This is a genomic window from Sulfobacillus thermotolerans (assembly GCF_039623705.1).
In the GTDB taxonomy this organism is placed as follows: Bacteria; Bacillota; Sulfobacillia; order Sulfobacillales; family Sulfobacillaceae; genus Sulfobacillus; species Sulfobacillus thermotolerans.
The window spans coordinates 1158674-1180922 of the sequence record NZ_CP133983.1 but is presented as its reverse complement, the minus strand read 5'-3'; the positions used below and the strand labels follow the sequence as shown (position 1 = coordinate 1180922).

Genomic DNA, 22249 nt, shown 5'->3' with positions numbered 1-22249 from the left:
GATCGTCGTCCCCCTTTGTAGGCCTAGTCTAAGGGCATTTGCGCTTGTTCAACCAACTCTTCTAGATATTCGGGCCAGGCCTTAGCACCAATATCCCCTTCTTCGCGTGTACGCACCGACACCGTGTGATTTTCCAAGTCACGGCCGCCGACAATCAACATGCGCGGCACCTTATTCACCTGGGCTTCGCGAATCTTGTAGCCCATTTTCTGATTACGGGTATCGACTTCAACGCGCAACCCCCGCCGCCTGAGTTTCGTGGCGATGTCTTGAGCATAGGCGCTTTGCTGGTCGGTAATAGGGATGACCATGACCTGCACAGGCGCCAACCACAGCGGGAAAGCTCCCGCATAATGTTCCACCAAAATCCCCAAGAATCGCTCGACCGATCCCATAATCGCGCGGTGAATCATAACCGGACGCTTATTAGTTCCATCTTGGTCGGCATAGGTTAGATCAAATTTCTCAGGCAATTGGAAGTCCAACTGGATGGTCGCCAACTGCCAATGTCGACCTAGCGAGTCAATCGCTGAGATATCGAGCTTCGGCCCATAAAACGCGCCGTCGCCCGGGTTGATTTGGTATTTAATGGCGCGTTCGCGCAAAACCGCTTCGAGATCGTGCTCCGCCTTGTTCCACAATTCCAAAGACCCCATATAGTCATCAGGGCGCGTCGAGAAAACCACTTCGTAAGGCAAGCCAAATGCCCGAAACACCACATCGACTAAATCTAATACCCCTAAGATCTCTTGGGTGATTTGGTCTTCTCGCACAAACAGATGCGCATCATCTTGGTGAAAGCCCCTCACACGCATTAATCCGTGCAACGTACCGGAACGTTCAAACCGTGACAAGGGTCCATATTCGGCATAACGAATCGGAAGATCTCGGTACGAGCGGACTTGATTTTTAAAAAGTAAAGCGTGTCCCGGGCAGTTCATCGGCTTGGCGCCCAGCACTTCTTCTTCGCGTTCCATGAGAAACATATTGTCGCGGTAATGATCCCAATGGCCTGAACGCTGCCACAACCCGACGCGGTAAATCCAAGGAGTCGAGACTTCCTCATAGCCCCGTTCCGTCTGCAAGCGGCGCGAGAATTCCTCCAGTGTCCGGTATAGTTGATATCCTTTGGGATGCCAGAAGGCAAAGCCTGGTGCCTCTTCCCGAAAACTAAACAAATCCAATTGCGGTCCTAGCCGCCTGTGATCTCGCAACTTCACCTCTTCCAACCGTTGAAGATGTTGTGTCAACTCTTCTTCGGAAGGAAAAGACGTACCATAAATGCGGGTCATCATGGGATTTTTTTCATCACCACGCCAATAGGCCCCCGAGACATTGGTCAACTTGATCGCTTGAATCACTCCGGTGCGGGGCACGTGAGGACCTGAGCACAAGTCCACAAACTCGCCTTGTTGATAGGCGGAAATGGTCATGCCCTCAGGAATTCGACGCACAATTTCCAACTTAAAATCTTCATGACGATCAGCAAAAAGTGCAAGTGCCTCATCACGAGTCAATTCCAAACGTTCGATCGCGAGATTTTCCTGAACAATTTGCCGCATCATCTCTTCAATCGCGCTCAAGTCTGTCTCTGTCAACGGTTTAGGGAGCCAAATGTCATAATAGAACCCGTCCTCCAACGCAGGACCGGTACCCAGTTTAGCCTCCGGCCATAAGCGTTTGACAGCCTGCGCCATTAAATGCGCGCTGGAATGTCGAAACACCTTTTGGCCACTACTATCAGCAAACGTCAACCATTGCAGCTGCCCGCCGTGCGTCAATGGCCGATTTAAATCCACCACGTCTCCATCAATCCATGCCGCCAGAGCGTCTTGCGGCATTTCTTCTTGAAAGTCAATAGGCCGCACCCCTGGACTCTTTACGACATAATCGCCGTGTAGCTCAATCGTCAAGTCCTCCATACCTTCGTCCTCCCCATAAAAAAATCCGCCACCCCATCTGTCTGGGGGACGGAAAAATTCCGCGGTTCCACCGCCATTGGCATACAATCTGCCCGACTTTTGTGCGCAATATCGGTCGCCGCCGCTAACTTCGCCTGCTATAGGCTCGCTAGACGCTCCAAGGTGGTTAGAACTTCCGCGTCACTAAGACGTCTTTCAGCCAAGGACATCTCTCTCTTAAAGAATACGGAAATTCACATCTCTTCATCGCAGTACTATTTGCCCTTTACGATACCGAAAAGCGCAAAGCCGTGTCAATAGCCCTTAGGCATGGCAAGCAGCGTCCATGGGAGTAGTATGCCCTGATTTTCATGAATCAGCCCGGGCCGGCCGTTTCGCTGAAGACGCTGGATGCAACTTTGTTTCAACCGATTGAATGCGATCGTCAAAAATAGCGCGCAGCATCTCTTGCAAATTGGAAGGCAGTGTGCTGTCCAATACAACGCGCGCAGGTGCGAGCAACACCAAGGCACTCACCAAGAGCTCCTGGCGCGTTTCTTCGCTATCATCCAAATCTTCGGCTAAAGCATCGATAATCTCGCGGCCAACGTCAGTCCCTTGCGCATCCGCAATATGCATGTGTTTTCCACAACACCGAACATGCACGACGTCTGCGTGAGGCGCTTGTTGACTGACATAATCCTTAAGAAACCCAATAAATTGGCGGTATTCATGCTCCGCAAAATACTCATCCACGATATGTCCCACCACGTCGATCAAGCCCGCACGGACATCATGCAACAAAAAATCTTCGGCGCCTTCAATCACCAGCACATCGTGTGTCCAAAAATATGCGGTGAGCCGAGCAGCAATCGCATCCACACGCGCTTGCGCCGCCTCAGGGTCTTCCGTACGAAGGTTTTGGACTACCCGGCTCAAAATGATGCGGCGTTCTTCCTGTGTCAAGTAGCTGTACTGCTGCCGCAAAATCCGCGTCACCCAGGGTTCATAATGGGCACTAATGAGTTTGGCCACGGCGCGGGCCATGGTATAGGCTCCCTCCGTTCTTGTGCCGTCCATGTCGCAGACAGCCCACTCCATTCGGGATTGCCTGGTCCACTCTACAGGCGCCTCCAAATATGCATCAATCCGCGGAGTATCCTCTTGACTGCCAATACACCACTGCACCACCCTGTCGCCTCCATCTCTTTGAAATATCCCCACCTGTATTAGTTCTAAGATATTGCTAGTATATTCCAGATTATCAAAACCTATTCACGCCTAGGTTTTCTGCCAAGCTGAAGAACATCTGAATCACATTTCTATTCGTAAGACATCGATGTACCATGATGAAAACGGAAGCATTGAACGGAGATAAAGGAGGTAACCAGGAAATGTACTTTGCGCAAAATAAAAAATCCGCATACAATTTGCGGGTTTTTATGGTGGGCGGTACAGGACTCGAACCTGTGAACCTCTCGCATGTCAAGCGAGCGCTCTAACCAACTGAGCTAACCACCCATGTGTATTGGAGGCGACGCCCGGATTCGAACCGGGGCATAGAGGTTTTGCAGACCTCTGCCTTACCACTTGGCTACGTCGCCTGATAGGTCAGGCGGCAGATTGGAGCGGAAGACGGGATTTGAACCCGCGACCCTTGCCTTGGCAAGGCAATGCTCTACCACTGAGCTACTTCCGCATCACGCTCTGCTAGTATAACAACTTCTCTCGCATTGTGCAAGTCACCTAGGCCACAAAATTTTCGTTTTTAGCGAGTTTAATATTGGTAAAATCCGCGGCCACTTTTCTTACCAAGACGGCCCGCACGCACAAGACGGCGCAAAACTTGAGGCGCAGCAAACCGGTCGTCATGAAACTCATCATACAAATAATCCATCACTTCTAAATCCACATCCAACCCCGTGAAATCCGCTAGCGTCAACGGGCCCATCGGATGATTGAGGCCTAACTGCACCGCTTTATCGATATCCTCCTTGCTCGCTACGCCTTCCTCAAGAATCCTCATCGCTTCAATAAATAAAGGCATTAGTATCCGATTGACAACAAATCCCGGTGTGTCTTTTTGTACCACCACGGTTTCTTTGCCAAATCGCCGGGCAATATCTTGCGCGAGCGCCACCGTCTCATCGGAGGTATCTTCTCCGCGTACCAGTTCCACCAATTTCATCACTGGCGCCGGATTGAAAAAGTGCATCCCCAAGAAGTTTTCGGGATGGCGGGTTGAACGACTAAGTTCCGTAATAGAAAACGATGACGTATTGGTCGCCAGCAAGGCCTGTGGGCGAACTACCGCATCAAGGCTTTTAAACACCGCTTTTTTGACATCCATGACTTCAACAACCGCTTCGATGACCACATCTGCTACCGAAAAATCTTCCAGCGAGGCTTCTTTAAGGCGCTCCATGGCTGATTCCGCCGCGTCCGCCGTCATTTGGCCCCGTTCAACGGCCCGCGCCAACCGCGCAGCAATTCGGTCCTTTCCGCGTCCTACAGCCCCTGGCGCCGCATCATGCATCAACACCTCAAATCCGCTTACCGCAGCCAGTTGGCTGATTCCCGCTCCCATGGTGCCGGCTCCCACAATCCCTATCGTTTGCACCTTAGTGCCTCCTTTACCCTATTTGATGCTTTTAGTAACCCATAATGTGAAATCCACTGTCCACAAACAGGATATGTCCGGTAATGCGTTTAGCCCAATCTGACGACAGAAACACCGCGGCATTGCCGACATCGTCCGTCGATATGTTCTCGGGAATGGGGGCCCGTTCGGCCGTACTGTGTAGCGCCGATGAAATGCCTTTCACCCCAGACGCTGCCAATGTTTTCACCGGTCCAGCTGAGATCGCATTGACACGAATATGGTCTTTACCGAGGTCAAAAGCTAAGTAGCGTACCGACGCTTCTAACGACGCCTTTGCCACCCCCATCACGTTGTAATTGGGCATGACGCGCGTAGCCCCTTGATAAGTTAGCGCCACAATGCTAGCCGATCCCGCCTTTAATAGCGACGGATAAGCAGCCCGCGTGAGTTCGGTCAAGGAATAAGCACTGACCGTCTGCGCTAACGTAAAGCCCTCGCGTGTTGTATCCAGAAAACGCCCTTCTAAATCTTTACGGTCGGCATACGCGATGGAATGGATTAATGCATGAACGCCATCAGGAGCCATATGACCCAATTGGTCAGCAAACTCTGCCATCAGAGTGTCGTTCATCACATCTAGTAAGACGGTCTTGACCGGCGTATGCAACTCCTCGATCAATTTATCCAAATTTTCTTTCAGTCGATCGTTTTGATACGTCAAAATCAACTGAGCGCCTTCCCGTTCAAAAGCCCTGGCAATCCCCCATGCAATACTCCTCTTATTCGCAATGCCTGTAACAATGGCCGTCTTTCCCTCTAAAAGCCCCAAAAATATCTCTCCTCCGTGGTAATCCGTTTTTTGGAACATCATACCGCATCGAGACATGGACGGCTATACGTAGAAGTCCTCTTTTCATCACATGGTGATATGAGCACGTCATAGGATATCGCACGCGGGTTTAACGGACGTGAACGATCCGGCGGTAGAGCGACCGTTGTCTAGTCGCCACCTTGGAATCCCGCCATGATGGTCGCTTTTTGAGGATTCTAATCGCTATCTTTATCCACCACCGCCATCCATTGCTTCAGCTTGACCGCGTCAGTGACTTCCAGCATCCCATGGTGCGCATAGATCACGCCATCTTGCGCAAGTGTGTGAATGGCACGCGTCACTGTCTCCCGACGCGTGCCAATTAACCGGGCAATATCTTCATGGGTCAGATTAATCATGCGCCCCATCCGAATAAACAAGGTCCATAGGACCGAAGCGACTTGGTTCACCATTGGCAACCCTTTACGGTCGGCAATGGACTCTTGGATGAATCGCAAACGTTCGGCCAACACCCGACTAATTTCGAGGCCAAACGCCGGGATTTCTTGATGCAGCCGCAGTACCATCGTGCGCGCAATCCAGCCCATCACCGTCGGCGTTGACAGCGCCCGAGCCGACGCAGGATAGCCGCTCTGATCCCAAAGCCCCGCAATCCCCACAATATCGCCCAGCACCCACACACCAGTCGTGGTTAATTGGCCTTCGAATCCGATCCGTTCCATCGCCACACGTCCCTCGAGGACAAACCATAACCCTGACGTCGGTTCGCCCTGTTCAAAGACTCGGTCGCCCGCCTCATAATGACGCATCACGAGGATCTCGGACAATGTCGATTCCGGAATTAACTGAAGCAAGGGCACATCATAGCGCTTACCGGTCATGGCGTCCCTCCCTATGCCCGATATTATACGCGTCACGCGTAGCAATCGGTAGAGACGTTGTGCACCCTATACTTGTGCTTCACGTCTTTTGGACGCGCGCCTTATTGCCACAACCATATTAATTACCTGCGTCACAACCAGTCCCAGAGCCACAATCCCGCTTGCCGACACCATAGCGCCAAAATGACCAACCCATCCCACTACAGATAACAAGGCCCCCGTGACGCCTAAGACAGCGACTACGATGGGTTGCCGAGGCGAATACATTGCTTGAGCCAAGAAGAAAGCCTTGAACACAGGACCTGGCAGTTTATTCGATACAAGTAGAGCCACCATAAAAGGAATGATGCGAGATTGATAACTAAAGATAAGAATGAGAAACCCCCAAAACGCGGTTACCACCGCCAAAGGGCTAAGCCATATCCCTAACACGGAGGATGCAAGAAATAGCGCCCAAGCCGTTCCCACCCCTGCAAACACCCAGTCAAACATTTTCCCCTGCCGCACGGTACTAACGAGTTGCACGATAGATGCCACCACGGCGCCCACCCATATGGTGGCCCCCAGTCGCATTACAAGTGCAGAGGTCAGAAGCGAGGCCCACACCATGAGCGTCCCTATTCCCGCCAAAATAATCGGCAGAGCGGGTTTCGTGCGTTCAGCTTTAGACATTGAAAACATGGGGTTCAGTTTTAATTGCACACTTAACACTAAAAGACCCAACCAAGTCCCGAGCGCTGTCGCGATATGTACGCGCAGCACTTGATACTCAGGCCACCATCCCAAGAAAGACAACGCCATAAACAAACCCAGAATCCATGTCGCGTTAAACCCCAGAATTGCTCCTTGAATACCTCGGTAGACGCTGCCGTGTTTCTCAGATCGCCTCATTTGTCCCCATAATGCAACTGACCACAATACAATGGCAACGGCTAAGATCCCTCCACTCAGCGCCAACACTCGCCAGTTCCCATACATCAATCCCAACGCGAACCCGATAACGCCGCTCAGATATACAAGAAATTGGATGACCGTACGGCGAAAAGATAGCGGTGGGACATCAAACACCACCGGAATCCACTGGGTTAAGATGCCTTGAGCTGTCATGGACAAGAATCCCAACGTAAAAAAGTGAACAGCCATAATCACGTGCGGCTCCCCGGCGCGTCCCAAAGCGATAGGCTGCCCCAGGACGATAACCTCGATGGCCGCCAAAATGAAAAATGCATATCCCGTGCCCATATACAGCAGCGGCGCCGAAATTCGCGGGGCCTGTGCGATATTGATACTGGGTTTATAATGCACCATTTCGGACAAGTTCATCACCGTCTCCTTCTCTATTGGGCCTTCAAAATTCGAACAACGGCCGAATCGTCGGATCCTGCCAGGAAAACCCGCCTCACACTGATTATTGATACACGGTCGTCGCGGACCCTACGAGCATTAACCGCCAACGCCCCATTGTTTGTTTCACAAGACTTTTGACTTTGATGCCAGCCGTTTCCACCGGGCATGCGCTCCTTTCATGCCCACACTCTATCGCAGCACTTTAGGGAGCATTGTGACATCGATCACGAAGAACACCATTCAGAAGAGAGCGAGATTAGCCGGGATACGAAGAGGGGCGCTGGGTTAGAATGTACACCGTGTGAAATTGAATTCCATAACGAGCAATTTGAGAGGCGGGCTCCGGAAAGAATAAGTCAATATGATCCCCAATAATGGCCGAGCCCGTATCCACAGCCCGCGCGGGACCATATCCATCAATATACAAATACGTTCCTAACGGGATGACATTAGGGTCTACCGCCACATCGCCTTGGTGCAAGGGAAGTCCGTCCCAAGCCGCCACCGCGCCGGACGGGCCGTTCATGGAGTATTGGCCATTGTAAGCGGTCGTCAAAACAGAGAAGACCCGGTCGTAATGATACGTAACCCCGTTAATGACAATCGTATGGACGGGCGCCGTTCCTTGAGCGACTATTTGTTGGGTGGGCGCGGTGATAGACGTGCGAACAGGACCCACTTGAAAGACAATGCCCGGTCGACCCGGCTGCAACAGCAACGTCTGGCCTTGGGGCAGCATATTGTCTTTCACGGTTTTCACCGGATAGGCAACGGGCGTAAATTGCACCGATTCCGCTGCAAAACCTCGGCCTGACCATGGCCACGGCGGCATTTGATTGGGCGCTGACCCGCTTGCATTGGCAGATTTTAGCCCTATGCCCATCGCCATACAGGCGATCGCCACCACCACTGCCCACTTCATGACGCTGACGCCTCCGCCTCTTTTATGACGGTTAGTTTCCCCAAATCCTCGGGCATCATGTGCATAGGCATTGATGACAATAAAAAAAGCACACCCAAATGGTATGCACATCATTTACCTTATAGTGGTGCCGCAGGGCGGAATCGAACCGCCGACACGAGGATTTTCAGTCCTCTGCTCTACCGACTGAGCTACCGCGGCATTTGTGGCGGAGGCGACGGGATTCGAACCCGTGATCTCATGCGTGACAGGCATGCGTGTTAGGCCGACTACACCACGCCTCCGAGTTCCACCACAGCAACGTTGCTATTATCCACTACATTAAGGAGTTTGTCAAATACTTTTTTAGGACATGGTGGTTTTCTTCTATGGCCGCCTAAGGGCTAATTACCTCAGTTCAGTCATGGCTGCCGCATTTTCGGTGGTGGAATTTCTATGCGCGCAAGAAATTCCAGGTTTCCACTTCATCTCCCCCATTTCTCCAATCCTCATCACCCAAACGTCTCCATTATCCATTTCAAAGTGACGATAACTGGCCAACGGCAATGCCAAAGATGCGGCAATAAAAAGACGCATCACGGTATTGTGGGACGTGACCAACACATTTTGAAACGGCCAACTTTTCACGTCCTCAACAAAATGCTGCATGCGGACTACAGCCTCCTGCCCCGTTTCGCCCGTTCCTCCTGCTTTGGTCACGGCAGGATCTTGCACCCAGCGTTGCCACTGGAGCGCATCCGATGACTCGATTTCTTGTTGGGTTAATCCTTCCCAGTTACCGAAATCAATTTCTTGCAACCGGCTATCGATATGCAAGGACACGCCCGCGCGGTTGGAAATCGGAAACGCTGTCGCAATAGCGCGCTGCAAAGGTGACGCAAAGGCCACATCTAAAGGCACATCCTCAAATAGTTGCGCAAGCCGAAGAGCTTGACCCATTCCCGCTTCCGTCAACTCTAAATCTGATCGTCCACAGTAACGATTGCCGCGGTCATTCCATGTTGTTCGACCATGCCGGACAAAGTACACCGTTTTCATCGCCAATTCTTCGACCTCCAAATGTTCATCGCTTCTGTTCACCCTGATGACTTTGCCGCTTAACAGGGTTTGGGGGACTGCGAGCGTCTATACATAAGCAGTTCAGAGCACTGGTGGCCGCAAAGCATACCGTACGATTCACGCCAATCCCCCCATTAATATCTTTAGCCGTCCTGACAGGTTCTCCAGCCTTTTGTTTCGATGATAGGCCTTGTGAGTACCTATTACGTGGTTTTTTTGTGAATTAAGCGTATCAGCTCAGCCCATTGTTGACTAATACCGAAACATAAAAGAACCCATAAGTCAGAAATAATGGATAGGCTAGGTGACCGGAGGATCCCCTGAAGGCCATTGCGTTTAGCATGTGTACGTAATTAGAGCAGGCCATGAGGCTACCTAGCGTCAACATGACCCGGTGCAAGAGAATATCTTAACAAACCGTGTCGAACAGCCCCATCACCGCTCCTGGCACGCCCGCTGCATGCCTAAGGGCGCGACAGTTCAATGCCACAACTTAAGAGGAGACATCCAAGGACGGCTTGGGAGTGGAGATGTGTTTGAGCAACAACGCCTTAAAATGCACTGCAGGCGGTGGCAACATCCGGTCACGCAATTGGACCACATGCCAATAGCGTACCCGAGGGAATCCTTGGACGTTCAACACCACTAATTGCTGAGTTCGAAGTTCCAGTTCAATTGCGCGGCGCGGAACGATTGCAAGCCCAAGACCGTGGACTACAGCCCGTTTAATGGCGCTATTGCTTGCGACTTCCATGCCAATACGAGGCCTGACGCCTGACTCGTCAAAAAACTGTTCCATCGTTGCCCGGGTGCCTGAGCCTTCTTCTCGAATCAGAAACGTTTCGTCTGCAAGCGCATTTAATGGAATGTTCTCATGATGGGCCAAAGGGTGGTCCGGCCACGCAATGACCACAAGTTCATTGACCAAAAATGGGATAGCCTCCAATTCCGCTTCATGAGGAAATTTGCCGATAACCGCTAGGTCCGCTTCCCGAGACAATAACCGTTCGATGGCCGTCTTGCGATTTGTAACATCGAGGTTAATGTCCACTCGGGCAAACTTTTGACGAAAAATGCCTAAATACTCGGGGACCACATAGACCCCAGCGGTCGTGTCAGCTGCGACCCGAAGACGTCCAGCATCGCCCCCTTGCAACGCATCCATCGCTTCACGCGTTTCTTGCAACACGGCGAATACCCGTTGACTGTACTCTAACAGCTGAGTTCCCGCCTCCGTGAGATAAATTTGTCGGCCGACTTTTTCAAATAGCGGCATTCCCATCGTTTCTTCGAGGTGTTTGATATGCATGGACACCGCCGGTTGACTCAAAATCATTTCCTCCGCGGCCCGGGAAAAACTCATGCGACGCGCTACTTCTCGGAAGACCCGTAATTGATGGAGATTAATGAGAACCTCGTCTTCTTTCAAATCGCGTCCCCTCCTGAACCCTTTGCCTCTCACATTTTATCGCCTACCAATATGAGGCTTGCTCACCCTAATCAAATCACTGGGCGCCCACGAGAGCCCATTGTTTATTAAGACCACGGCGATGGATACGCCCGTCGTCATCAATCTGAAACAGATAAATCCATGCATCTTCGACAAGGTGCTGCACCTCGTCATGGTGCGCAATGACCTCATCGATGGCCTCCCGAGGGGCCTCAATGAGCACTGTGAGACGCATTGGCTCATGCATCCAGCGGGTACCGTCATGCAAAGACTGCCAGGCTAATCCGGCCCGCAAATCGCCTCCATTTCCTTCGAGCACCCCAACAGATCCCCCCGTCACGTTATGCAACACTTTATTGCCACTGCCCAAACGACGCGGATCCACCATAGACCCGTAATATTGCATATTAATCCACTGTGCTACAACCATCGGTGCCGTCATGATTTGCTGCAGGGTGCTAAATGTGGGGTCAAGGTGCCAATCATATTCATGCAAAAACGCCCGGCCCGCTAAATCTCGCTGACGCGTTCTGTGCCGTGGAGCCGCGATAAATGCGGCATTGCCGGCTAAAGCCCACTCCGGTCGCACCTCTGCCCAATCACGGGCCCGTCGCCATAAGACTGCACGAGCCTTAGCCGGGGTGTTCTCCTGATCTGTCTCACGGGACAAGCGTTCTGCCCGGGCAAGCTGTCCCGCTTGCTGTAACCACTGTTCCAATTGCTGAACATCTAAGACATGTGAAGACGGTATGACCTCTTTATTTAACAAACGTATCTCTTCGGTCACGGTGTCATGCAATCCCGCCAAAAAATAGGTGTCATCAGGAATGGCTAACCCTCGCTGTGCCAAGCCGTGGCGTGTACCCGGGTCATTTAACAAAGCGGCTGCCACTCGCGCATTGGCCTCTCCGGATTGCCCTCCACACGCTCCACAGTCCAACGCAGAAGCCTGAGGATTGTTCACCGTCATGCTCCCATGCCCGACTAAGAGCACTAGACGGGCGAAGTTCCCCATCAAGCCCATGTTGCGTAACACCGATTCCGCTAGGGCAGGTCGATCGGCTTCGGGAATACCGGTGATCATGTCGGAAACAAGGTCCTGAGATTTGCTCTCAGATGACAGTTGAGGCTGCATACGACGGCGGTCAGTTCGTGATAGGCCCACGTCATCTGGTTTGGGAACAGGACGGGTCCACCCCATACTGTCGCTGATTAGCTTGGGCGCCCATAAAAGCCCTACGGATTCCACAAACGCAAAGGTGGACGTTGCCGAAGTTTTAAAGATTTTCCAGACCTTATTTAACCGTAGCTGGTTATGTCGTTTGACCAAGAGGGTTTTCGTGTCTTGTCGTTCAGAATCCGGATTCAAAGATTCTGCGATACGGTAGCTAGGCGTGAACAAGACCGGAAGATGGGCCTGCCCTGCACTATCGCCAAAGCGAACATATTCCATAGGTATGCCAAAAAATCCGGCAAAACCTAAGGTCTGCACGCCCGGCTCCACCGTCTCGAAAGCGCGGCGAAACACCTCTGAACGCACATCGATACAAAACACCGCTTGCACCGGTGCCCGGTCCTGGAAGGGTTGTGATTCGACAGAACCGTTCAAAAGCCCCAACAACTGGCGCTGGTATCCTATTTCCAATGCCGTTTGCCAAATCGGATCGATTGGGATTTCCTTGGACGAATGCCCTGCGGACTCGGCGGCTTGGACCAAGAATTCACGCCACCGACTCTTCAATAGATCGCTGGACTTTAACTGATACAACAAGGCCTCCCACGACAGACGAATCGCTAGCAGATCCTGGAGGTCAGCATTGTCGTTTCCTTGCAGTTCGGCCTGGAATCGCAAATACCGTGTCCACCCTGCCCATCCCCCAATGCTCAACAAAACGGCATAAAGATAGTCGTCCAAAACTTCCCCTGGCACATCGAGTGTTTGAATCGCTTGCACGATGGCCCCTTCGGCCGTATCCGGCCACCGGTCCAACGCCTCGCCAAAACCTTTGACGCCCCATAGCCGTGGGCTTTTATCATACCGCACAAATTGGCGCCAACTGGTATACAGCGGCAAGTCTTTCCAAGGAAATGACCAAAGAGCCTGCCCTTGGTCGTAATACGCGGCGCAATAACGACTGGTGTGTTCAACAACAAAGGCTGACCAATCTTGCTGCTCGATTTGACCCAAAATATCCGTCAGCAACTTAAAGGGTATATCGCGGGAGCGGGACGGTTGGACTAACATCTGTTCAATACCCGCCGTCTCGTCCCCATAACCAAATTCTTGAATGGCTGTGGCGATATCCTCATGCGTGATACGGCCGTCTTTCATTTTCTGCCAATAATACTCTCGCGGCATGCATAGACCTTGGCCCACAACACGTTTCAACGTTTCGTGCGCATCCCAAAAGGACTGCATGAGGCCCATATAGGGATTGACGGCGACAAAACTGTCTAGCGGCCACAGTGGGGCAATCCGTTCCATGACACTTTGTGCTTGCTGGATGAGTTGTGGGCCCTTGAAATGCACCATCGTCATGACAAGACCTCCGATGGATGAGCAGCCGGTAGGACCGACGCTTGCACGATCTTACAGCCCCACAATTGGCGCACCCACCGCGTGACTATCATGTCGACATAGTCGGTATACAAATGCAAGTAAATGGCCAACCCCCAGGGATGCCGGCGGATCCGCGGCAAATTGTACTGAACGAAGAGCAAGCCGACAAAGCTCACGATAATCAATCCCCATAGCACGTATTGCAAAACTCCCCCATTGGCATGAGCTACGGGCGGCCACAAAGTCGCCAAGAACCCATTGAACACGGACCCAAGCCCTAAGAAGGCCAAAGACACACCAACGCTCAGCCCCATAATGAGCCCCACGAATTGGATTCCTTCGACAGCTCTCTCGGTCAACGCCAGCATAACCATTTGAATCAAGGCGATTAAAAGAATCGTTTCCATCACCAATAGCGGAACGTGCGCGAATAGTGGAAGTCCCATCGCAACACTGACACCCACAACCGAACCCAAGGCCACTCCCACACTCATCAGCATGCGCGAGGCTGAAAGAAACACCGGCCCGCGTTGTAATTTGGGCGCTCGAAATTGTTCCACGACACTTCCCGACGAGAGAAAGGCATGAGCCTTATACACGGCATGTGACATAATGTGTAACAACGCCAGACTATAGAGCCCTAACCCACATTCAATCAGCACAAAACTCATTTGCGCGTGCGTCGAATAGGCTAAAGACGCCTTGATATTTGACGCCGCCATCATCATCAACGACCCTGAAATCATCGACAGCAATCCAATTCCAATCAAAACGTCGCCTGTCCATGTTTCTTGCGCTACCAGCGGTTCTAGCCGTAGTAACAACAATACCCCTGTATAAATGATGCCAGCATGCAGCACCGCAGAAACCGGCGTCGGCGCTTCCATGACTTGAATCAACCACCCATGGAAAGGAAATTGTGCACTTTTGAGGACGGCACTCACAATCAGAAGTCCCCCAGCCAGTTGCAAAGCGAAAGGCAGCGGACCCGAAAAATTCATCAACGTGCTCCCAATCACAGCAAACTGGGCTGTATGCAGAGTACGTGCGATGAGGATAAAGGCGACCAATAGACTACCGTCTGCAAGGCGGTCGACAAAATATTTCTTACGCGCCGTCAACACCGCCGCGGGACGCCCGCGGTAAAACGCTAACAATGGATGCAAACTCAAACTGGCCGCAATCCAAAAAATGAAAAACGTCCACAAATTGGAAGCCGCAATCATCCATAGAAATGATCCTAATGTCAGGCTTAGCCATTGGTGAAACCGTCCCTCGTGCACATCGCCACGCATATAGGTATAGGCATAACGTGTGACGACTAATCCTACGAAGCTCACCAACAACGACATCAAAATGGTTAAGACATTGACGTCAACCCACGCTCCCAGCCCCCGTGAAGAACCTAGCGGCGCGTGATGCGCGGTGGACCAGCCCACAAAGTATAGAACGGCGTCCAACCCTGCCAATAGTAAGGTGACCACTGACGCCCCCAAGACCATCTTTTTAATGACCCCAGGATTGCGGTAAGCGCCCATAGCGATTAACCCTGCGAATACGAAAGGCCATGGCAGTATCTCCAAGATGTCTGATATGACTTTCGACAATTCCATCATAGCCCTTAACTCCTCTCGTCGCTCACCACAATGCATCAGTTTACGGAAGTTCACTTCACGACGTTTTATATACGATATAAAATTCGTGAATTCAAAGTCGTTTACTATTATACGAGTCCTCTGGTTGAAAATGCAATCACTTTAAAAAAATTTCCGTGCGTTGATATCCCAGAGCAATGCCATTAACCTCTCTCGTTTCCGAATCGCTATTCTTGCCGCAGACAACCAATGAAGAACGCCCCCTCACTGGCGAATAGCGGTTCCGAAAAAACGGAGGCGTCATGTATCTATCATTGCGCACTTATAAATAGTTTCGGATTTTGGTATTAGTCGGCGGTTAGGCGAGATGCTATTCTCAAGGTGGCAAAGCGAGAAATTGCCTATGCTTCAAAAGGAGATGTCACAATTGTCACGCTGGTTCGATACTATACCGGAATCGGTGCAGGCGGAATTTGTCCAAGAAAAACTTGGCGCCTTATTGCAATCTAGCGCGTATAGCCAAGAATTGTTATGGACCTTACAAGTCTATCTGGAAAGCAATGGCCACGCACGGGCCGCCTCAAAGCGTCTATATATCCATCGCAATACCCTTTCGTACCGTCTTAGCCGCTTGCAGACGATACTTGGCTGCGATCTTAAGGATCTCGATACAATCATTGACCTAGGACTGGCACTCGCTTTTTACCGCAAGAACCCGTTAATCCATGGAGGTGAAGAAGATGTTCAAATCGAGAAAATCGCCCCTATTTCGTAAATCTCCTTCGGCAATATGGGAACCCTGTCTTCAATGCTTTGGCTATGGCGAAGATATTTGCCCAGAATGCGAAAGTGAAGGCTGTATCCACTGCGACCAACGCGGGTACACCACGTGCCGCATGTGCCGCGGCATGGGCGAGGTCCGTGTCGATGAATTAACGTGGCGGGCCGTCCAAGGCTAGACCAATGCCCCATCACAGCCTCTATCCCTGAGATGATCTACGACCATCTTTTGTACGCATTTTTGTCCCCGCATTAGATTCAATTTTTTGTGTGACCCTTCTATCCATCATAACACCACGTGCTTGCTTTGCCTTATCCCTTCACATAGACTATTTGGCGCCACGCATGGCGTCAATGGTCAAGTGATCAGAACCTCTGAAACATAACAGCAACGTTCTCATAAGCACCCCCAAGAGAACTTTTCTTGCCATGCCTACGACTGTTCGCAAAAACGGCCTGCAAGCAATTGGGGACCAGTCCCGAGCGTTAGCGAAACATCCTCTCCTGTCACCTTTGACTGATTGCGGCCTTACGCATGTCTCCGATCAACAGAAAAACGTCTTTATCAAGACAGATACAACGGTTGATCGACCATAAAATACCGATACTCCTAGCATTTGATTGACCTTTATTGCTATACTTTGTATAGTAATAGAGCCGTTGTGTTCTAACGCCTTACGCCAAACACCTTTTCTTAATAATGAAAATAGGCGCCAGAGAACTCAACGTTACGTGCAGAGGAGCCTTATGCGAAATGGATATCGTAGTGTATTTAATCATTGGCCTCATTACTGGTGCCCTGACCGGATTTTCCGGAGCAAGCGCGGTCGTTATCGTGGTACCTGCTTTGACTTTGGGTATGCATATCCCTTTTCGCACGGCCGTTGGCACCAGCCTTGCTGTCGATGTAGTAACGTCGGTCACGGTGGCATGGAGTTACGCTCGGCAGCGTCACGTGGCGTTTAATCAAGGAGCGCTCCTCATGGGAGGAGCCATGGCTGGGGCTCAAACCGGAGTGATTTTGTCGCACCACATTCCGACTGCATGGTTGACGGTAGCGTTTGGCATTTTCATGGTCGCCATGTCCTGGAATTTTTTGTCCCACGCATGGCGTAATATCCCCCTCATCACCCCTCCCCCGGCCGGCCAGGCACCAAAACCCCCAAACTGGAAAGTGGTAGCAGCGGTCAGCGCCTGGGGGTTTCTCATTGGCAACATTTCTGGACTGATCGGCGCTTCCGGAGGCATTCTCTTTTTAGTTGCGCTGCTCTATGGCCTACGATATCCTCTGCGCACCGCTATTGGCACAGGAACCGCTGCCATGGCGTTATCAGCCCTCAGTGGCGCTTTAGGATACGGCTGGCATCACGAAATAGATGTCATCGGCTTTCTGCTGATTGGAGTGATTGCCGTCATCACGGGGTATCTCGTAGCACACTACGCTCAGGGTATTCGTGAACGCTATCAAGTCGGCGGAACCGGTCTACTCCTTTTTGCCGTCGGACTTTGGATGTTGATCCATTGACTTCGGTTTTATAGCATAAAAGGCGGTCGACGTTCCCAATCTAAATCACCTTTTGTATGACACATCGGAAATAGTGGTCTGTGCTGCAGATTTTTTAAAAAAGCGCATAGAAAAGTTCGATGGTTGGGTTCGCCAAATCATTACACCCAAATTGGTTAAGTCACACACTCACCGTCAAGGGGAAATTTACAACAATTCAGAACTTTATCCTATTATCGCAAGGGCGGCCATGAACACATTAAACCCGATCCACCACGGTTTTCAAATCCCTCGGCGGTCTCAACAAAGACAGCAATGTTATCCTTTCGGCACAAATCTTCGATGACCGCGTCCGAAGATTGACAGACGATGCCACTATAAACGTGGTGCTTAGGATAACCTTGACCATAGAGTAGCGTGTAACCGCGGATTTGTCCGTAAGCTTGCCAATTTAGCGTAATTTTTCCTTCAAATAACCAAACATGGTTATCTGCCTCACAGACAACGTCAATTTGTTTAAGTTCTGGTAGCCACACGTTTTCGCGATAAATTCCGGTTATGATGCCTGACCTCCGAAATCTATCTAATAGGCGCCGCTCTGGCGTACCTTCCACAATAAAACATAATTCTTTTAATAAAGGCGTACCGCGTTGCAACACCGCATCAAGAAAATCCAGCCGGTCCGGACGATACGTGGTTCTGTCTTTAGGCACAAAACGCCGAAATGACGCGTTAGACCCCGTCGCCCAACCAATGTGATCATCTTCGACGACAATAACCCTACCTGATATATATAGGTTGCCAGAGCGTGATTTAAAACATCTACGTAGAGAATCCTCTTCAAGTCGAGGAAGTAGAATCGAGGCCCATGGCCAAATGTCCTCGCGATAAATTTTTTGTTCCACTGTTTCATCTAATCCGCCTAGTGGGGTGACGGGAATCCGAATCACCTCACAAGGAATCTGGTGCAGTTCCCTAATTTTCTCCATGAGTTCAAGGGTTTGTCGGTGATACGATTGCTGTACCTCGTCTTCCTTCCAGTAATGCCAGTAACTATCGTCTGGACAATAATACCGTAACCCGTACATAATGGCTCGTCCCTTCGTAAAATTTATATCGGTGCTCAATCAGGATACCGTCATATCAGCGACGCCATTAAAACATGTTTATACCTACAATATCACGTAGACTAACTAATCGAAATAAAGGCCACATCGCCACTTTATGGTATGTTTTGTCGAGTTCTGATGACGCCACACGAATGTTCAATCATCAATGAAGGATTATCACTAAAAACAAAATAGAAATCTCCACCGATGAAGCCATATGAATTATTAGAGGGGATCTTTGGGAAATAGCAATGATTGTTAAATGACAGGCAATAGGAACAAGGCCACTTGTACGTGCAGAGAGTCAACCTAACAGAAGACGTATCTCAATTTGAGGTGTCCACACTACATCCACGTTTACGGTCTGCCCCTACCTGCGTAATCTCACCGTAGATGATAACGGAAAAATCCGAAACTTGTAGGTGACCGAGTAGAATACGCAGTCCTATTTGAGAATGGCATACTAAAGAAATAAAAAATCACCGTTGGCCTTGGCCATGGTGAAAAATAGATAACCGTTAAATTTGAAAAAAATGGTGCCGCAGGGCGGAATCGAACCGCCGACACGAGGATTTTCAGTCCCCCACAGTGCTCGATGGATGTGTTGGGGTGAGTAAGGCAGAGTGGGTCAGAGTGTGATTCTCTAAGGCTTTCGAGACATTGGCTTTGACTCCACGATTGGCTGAATTTGGCCCGGTTTGGCTGAGTTGGCACACATTTGGCACACAAAAATGTGACGTTAATTTCAAGCCGTTGGCCATCTCAAACAGAAGTCGCCAGACGAATTGTAAGACCCCCTTCACGGCATTCGGCCATCAAATTGAGCTGCTAAGGGACTTTAAAAATTCGGGACAAATTTTGGATTTGCGGGTTCGAACGCTCAGTAGATGGATAATTTTTAGTATGGGCGTCGCGACACCGTTAATGCCACCCACTAAAAAATTTTCATGGTGAGCCGTTTTGAATTATCCTGCTTTTTGGATGATTTCGCGGCTTATATTGTGAGAGCATGTATGGTTGCTCTCAGCTACTACCACGTTAACCCCCACTGGAAGAGCCGCGCTCATCAGAGGGTATCCGGAATGTCTTCGGAACCTTCTAATTGGAGGCTGACCCCCTATCTACCCGAATCCGATGGTCTAAGAGATGCATAGAAGCTCCTCCGCGCACATTTCCGTCCACAAGGGAGGCTTATTGCCCTTGGTCAGTATGGGGGCTTCTACACGCTTCTGACGCGATTTTTATGAAGAAGGAGGATGTCATCGAATGCGCCAAGCCGTTAATAACGTTACCTTACGAATCCCGGTCGCTATCGTGGAAACAGTAAAGCAGTTTGCCGAAGACCATAGAGTCTCGCAAAATCAGGCGTTTGTCCAACTTCTCCAAACCGGACTCCAGTCTCACGAGATCCCCCAACGAAAGGACTCTTAAAGCGATGTTGTCAGAGAAAGTACGACACCAGAACATTAGACGGACCGTGCAAGCCGACTGTGCCAATTTCGTTGGGGGACGGTGCCTTGAATCGGAACAGGCATGTTCCCTGCTGACGTGGACTAAAGGACAGGATTCATACGCCTGTCAGTATTTTGAAGAAGCGGTCCTACCCGCAAACCCGGTGCTCCGAGCCGAATACCAACAGAGTTCCAAGACCCCAGACAACAAGCAGATGGTACAAACAGGTCAATGCCAATCGTGCAGAACCTCATTTGTCAAGACCGGGCGGAATCAAAGGTATTGTCCCCCCTGTGGGCGGCAGGCTCATCGAAAGGCCCAAGCTTCGGCATCTCGGGCGTATCGCCGCCGCAAGGCCAAACCGTCATAGTTTTTAAGGTGGAGCGCCAAGTAGGACAAGGCTTTCCAGCCCCGGTTGTGAAGAGGGTGGTATGATTGCCTATCCTCCTGATTTTTACCCATCAAAACGTATGACGGCAAGCATGGATCTTCCAACAACAGAGAGCCGTCCCATGCGATGGTTCTTTTTGTTTTCGACCACGATAATGCTCCACGGAAAGGACTGCGTCCCTATGATCAATCTTCCCTCCCTATCTCACATTCAACAGCCTGTAGATTATGCGCTGTGGCTCCACGGGGAGTCCTCTGGCTACGTGACCTTTGGCATGATGGAAAACGGCAACAATCCGAAGGCTTGGGATACGCAAGCCGTCTCCGCAATTCCGACGGTATTATCGAAGTATGCAGACAATGTCGACATCGTCATCACGCTCAACCGCTTTAACGGGCCTCGCCAATCCAAAAATCTTCGGGAACTTAATGCGATATGGGTCGATTTGGACTACCACACCAAGCCCCAGTGGCAACAGGCAAGCCCCGAGGCCGTACTAGCAGAAGCCGTGAAGGTGCTCAACCATGCTCAGATTCCCCTCCCGACCTTTGCCCAAACATCGGGGAACGGGATGTGGCTCCTCTGGCGCATTGACCCCATCCTGCCCACCATGCTGCCACGGTGGCAAAAAGTCATCAAACGCTTACGCCAAATTCTGAGTCCCCTCGGGGCGGACCCCATGGCAACGGATGTCGCCCGGTGCATCCGCCTCGTCGGCGTGAACAACAGCAAGAATGGCAAGCGAACGGCTGTATTAGACTCGATGGTCATCCATTGGGCCGCTGCGTGGGATGCCGCCCTCCCTGATGCCGCAACCTATTATTGCCATACGCGATGGGACTTCGAAAGTCTCGAATACGCCATCCTAGGCAGGCACGACTCCCACAGGACGCCACAAGCTACGCCCCACAGGAAAACCCCTGCAACACGAAGGCGTAAACCGGAATGGCTCCGTAACTATACCATTGAGACATGGTATCAAGCCGTGGTTAAGGATATTTTGAACTTGATTGTGATGCGACATGGGGAATATCTCCCACCGGGAGAGCGAGATCGGTATATCTTTCCGCTGGGTGTAGCCCTGAGCCATTTGGGAGAGGAAGATATTGTATCGGCGATGAGAGAATTTGTTCACTCAGTGGGTGGCTGGGACGAACAAGAACTCACCAATCGATTGCACGCCGTCATCCAAACGGTTCAAAAGCACAGAGCCGGGGAAACGATGGAATGGAAGGGACGCACGGTTTCTCCGTTGTATCGCTTTCGAAACCACACGCTCATTGATTGGCTAGACATTACGGAAGAAGAACAACGGCAGATGACCACCATCATTGGTGCCGAAGAACGTCAAAGACGGGATCGAGAGCGCAAGAAACAAGAACGTGCAAAGCATGGTAAGCCATCACGAGAAACTCTAGCCGCAACCCATCGGTTGGAAGTTCAGAAACTTTATGCTTCAGGATATAATAAGTCAGCCATCGCAAGACAGGTGGGCATTAGTCGGATGCAGGTATACCGTTTATTGGGACCGCAAAGTGTAACATGAGTGTCTTGTTGTATGAAAAATACCTAGTACAAGGGGAATTTCATGTTACACTTCCAGAATTACTGACACTAGTTAGCTGTCATTCCTTAAATTTAGCGCGATTAAATCCCGTGGATTATTCTAACCCTGTATATTCGTGGCTTTCATTGGACAGCACGGTTTACACAGAGGTGGAAAAATTGTCCACCAACAACACATGCAAGAAGTGGACCTCGTAGCGGTTCGCTTGGCAACTACGCCAAATCCCCTAGGTCTCCCTAATGCGTTAGCCTGCGAAGTGAAATCGTTTTTGGGCTCCCATGGAGTACACTATAATCA

At 50.8% G+C, this 22249-nt stretch carries 16 protein-coding genes and 5 tRNA genes; 4 read left to right on the top strand and 17 right to left on the bottom strand.

Going from position 1 to position 22249, the window contains the following annotated elements:
- Positions 1–23: 23 nt before the first annotated feature.
- The 16 genes from thrS to ORD20_RS05930 form a co-directional block, all read right to left on the bottom strand.
- Positions 24–1922, bottom strand: a complete 1899-nt coding sequence (gene thrS / locus ORD20_RS06005; RefSeq protein ID WP_103376552.1) for a threonine--tRNA ligase — start codon at positions 1920–1922, stop codon at positions 24–26.
- 348 nt (positions 1923–2270) lie between these two features.
- Positions 2271–3092 carry a sporulation protein YtxC gene (gene ytxC / locus ORD20_RS06000; RefSeq protein WP_103376553.1) on the bottom strand — a complete coding sequence of 274 codons (822 nt, stop codon included), beginning with the start codon at positions 3090–3092 and terminating at the stop codon, positions 2271–2273.
- Between the two features lie 252 nt (positions 3093–3344).
- A tRNA-Val gene (locus tag ORD20_RS05995) sits at positions 3345–3422 on the bottom strand.
- Between the two features lie 8 nt (positions 3423–3430).
- A tRNA-Cys gene (locus ORD20_RS05990) sits at positions 3431–3505 on the bottom strand.
- Positions 3506–3525: 20 nt separating this feature from the next.
- Positions 3526–3600, bottom strand: a tRNA-Gly gene (locus ORD20_RS05985).
- Between the two features lie 78 nt (positions 3601–3678).
- Entirely contained in the window at positions 3679–4488 is an 810-nt protein-coding gene (locus ORD20_RS05980) for a 3-hydroxyacyl-CoA dehydrogenase family protein (RefSeq protein ID WP_103376787.1), read from the bottom strand.
- A 64-nt stretch (positions 4489–4552) separates the two neighbouring features.
- Positions 4553–5332, bottom strand: coding sequence for an enoyl-ACP reductase FabI (locus tag ORD20_RS05975; RefSeq protein ID WP_103376554.1), 780 nt, complete (start codon positions 5330–5332; stop codon positions 4553–4555).
- 218 nt (positions 5333–5550) lie between these two features.
- A complete protein-coding gene (locus ORD20_RS05970) occupies positions 5551–6216 on the bottom strand; it encodes a Crp/Fnr family transcriptional regulator (protein ID WP_103376555.1) in 666 nt (221 codons plus the stop codon).
- 66 nt (positions 6217–6282) lie between these two features.
- Positions 6283–7539: a hypothetical protein gene (locus ORD20_RS05965; RefSeq protein ID WP_103376556.1), complete on the bottom strand. Its 1257-nt coding sequence runs from the start codon at positions 7537–7539 to the stop codon at positions 6283–6285.
- Between the two features lie 280 nt (positions 7540–7819).
- Entirely contained in the window at positions 7820–8485 is a 666-nt protein-coding gene (locus ORD20_RS05960) for a 3D domain-containing protein (protein WP_103376788.1), read from the bottom strand.
- Positions 8486–8610: 125 nt separating this feature from the next.
- A tRNA-Phe gene (locus tag ORD20_RS05955) sits at positions 8611–8686 on the bottom strand.
- A 5-nt stretch (positions 8687–8691) separates the two neighbouring features.
- Positions 8692–8769: transfer RNA gene (locus ORD20_RS05950), tRNA-Asp, on the bottom strand.
- A gap of 103 nt (positions 8770–8872) precedes the next feature.
- Positions 8873–9523, bottom strand: a complete 651-nt coding sequence (locus ORD20_RS05945; RefSeq protein WP_242968649.1) for a histidine phosphatase family protein — start codon at positions 9521–9523, stop codon at positions 8873–8875.
- A gap of 514 nt (positions 9524–10037) precedes the next feature.
- Positions 10038–10973, bottom strand: a complete 936-nt coding sequence (locus tag ORD20_RS05940) for a LysR family transcriptional regulator (protein WP_103376557.1) — start codon at positions 10971–10973, stop codon at positions 10038–10040.
- A 76-nt stretch (positions 10974–11049) separates the two neighbouring features.
- Complete coding sequence (locus ORD20_RS05935; RefSeq protein WP_103376558.1) at positions 11050–13533, bottom strand: YbcC family protein; 2484 nt, start codon at positions 13531–13533, stop codon at positions 11050–11052.
- Positions 13530–15170: a proton-conducting transporter membrane subunit gene (locus tag ORD20_RS05930; protein WP_158246372.1), complete on the bottom strand. Its 1641-nt coding sequence runs from the start codon at positions 15168–15170 to the stop codon at positions 13530–13532. The genes ORD20_RS05935 and ORD20_RS05930 overlap by 4 nt, the downstream gene beginning before the upstream one ends.
- A gap of 397 nt (positions 15171–15567) precedes the next feature.
- On the opposite strand from ORD20_RS05930, the gene ORD20_RS05925 reads away from it, so the two are divergent.
- Both ORD20_RS05925 and ORD20_RS05920 read left to right on the top strand, forming a co-directional pair.
- Positions 15568–15924 carry a PucR family transcriptional regulator gene (locus ORD20_RS05925; RefSeq protein ID WP_369825297.1) on the top strand — a complete coding sequence of 119 codons (357 nt, stop codon included), beginning with the start codon at positions 15568–15570 and terminating at the stop codon, positions 15922–15924.
- A 759-nt stretch (positions 15925–16683) separates the two neighbouring features.
- Positions 16684–17454 (top strand): sulfite exporter TauE/SafE family protein, encoded by a 771-nt coding sequence (locus ORD20_RS05920; protein WP_158246373.1) that lies wholly within the window; start codon positions 16684–16686, stop codon positions 17452–17454.
- Positions 17455–17666: 212 nt separating this feature from the next.
- On the opposite strand, the gene ORD20_RS05915 is transcribed toward ORD20_RS05920, so the two are convergent.
- Positions 17667–18521 (bottom strand): hypothetical protein, encoded by an 855-nt coding sequence (locus tag ORD20_RS05915; RefSeq protein ID WP_103376563.1) that lies wholly within the window; start codon positions 18519–18521, stop codon positions 17667–17669.
- A 1456-nt stretch (positions 18522–19977) separates the two neighbouring features.
- Here ORD20_RS05915 and ORD20_RS05910 point away from each other — a divergent pair.
- A complete protein-coding gene (locus ORD20_RS05910; protein ID WP_103376564.1) occupies positions 19978–20364 on the top strand; it encodes a cysteine-rich VLP protein in 387 nt (128 codons plus the stop codon).
- Positions 20365–20566: 202 nt separating this feature from the next.
- Positions 20567–21931, top strand: a complete 1365-nt coding sequence (locus ORD20_RS05905; protein ID WP_158246374.1) for a helix-turn-helix domain-containing protein — start codon at positions 20567–20569, stop codon at positions 21929–21931.
- Positions 21932–22249 lie beyond the last annotated feature (318 nt).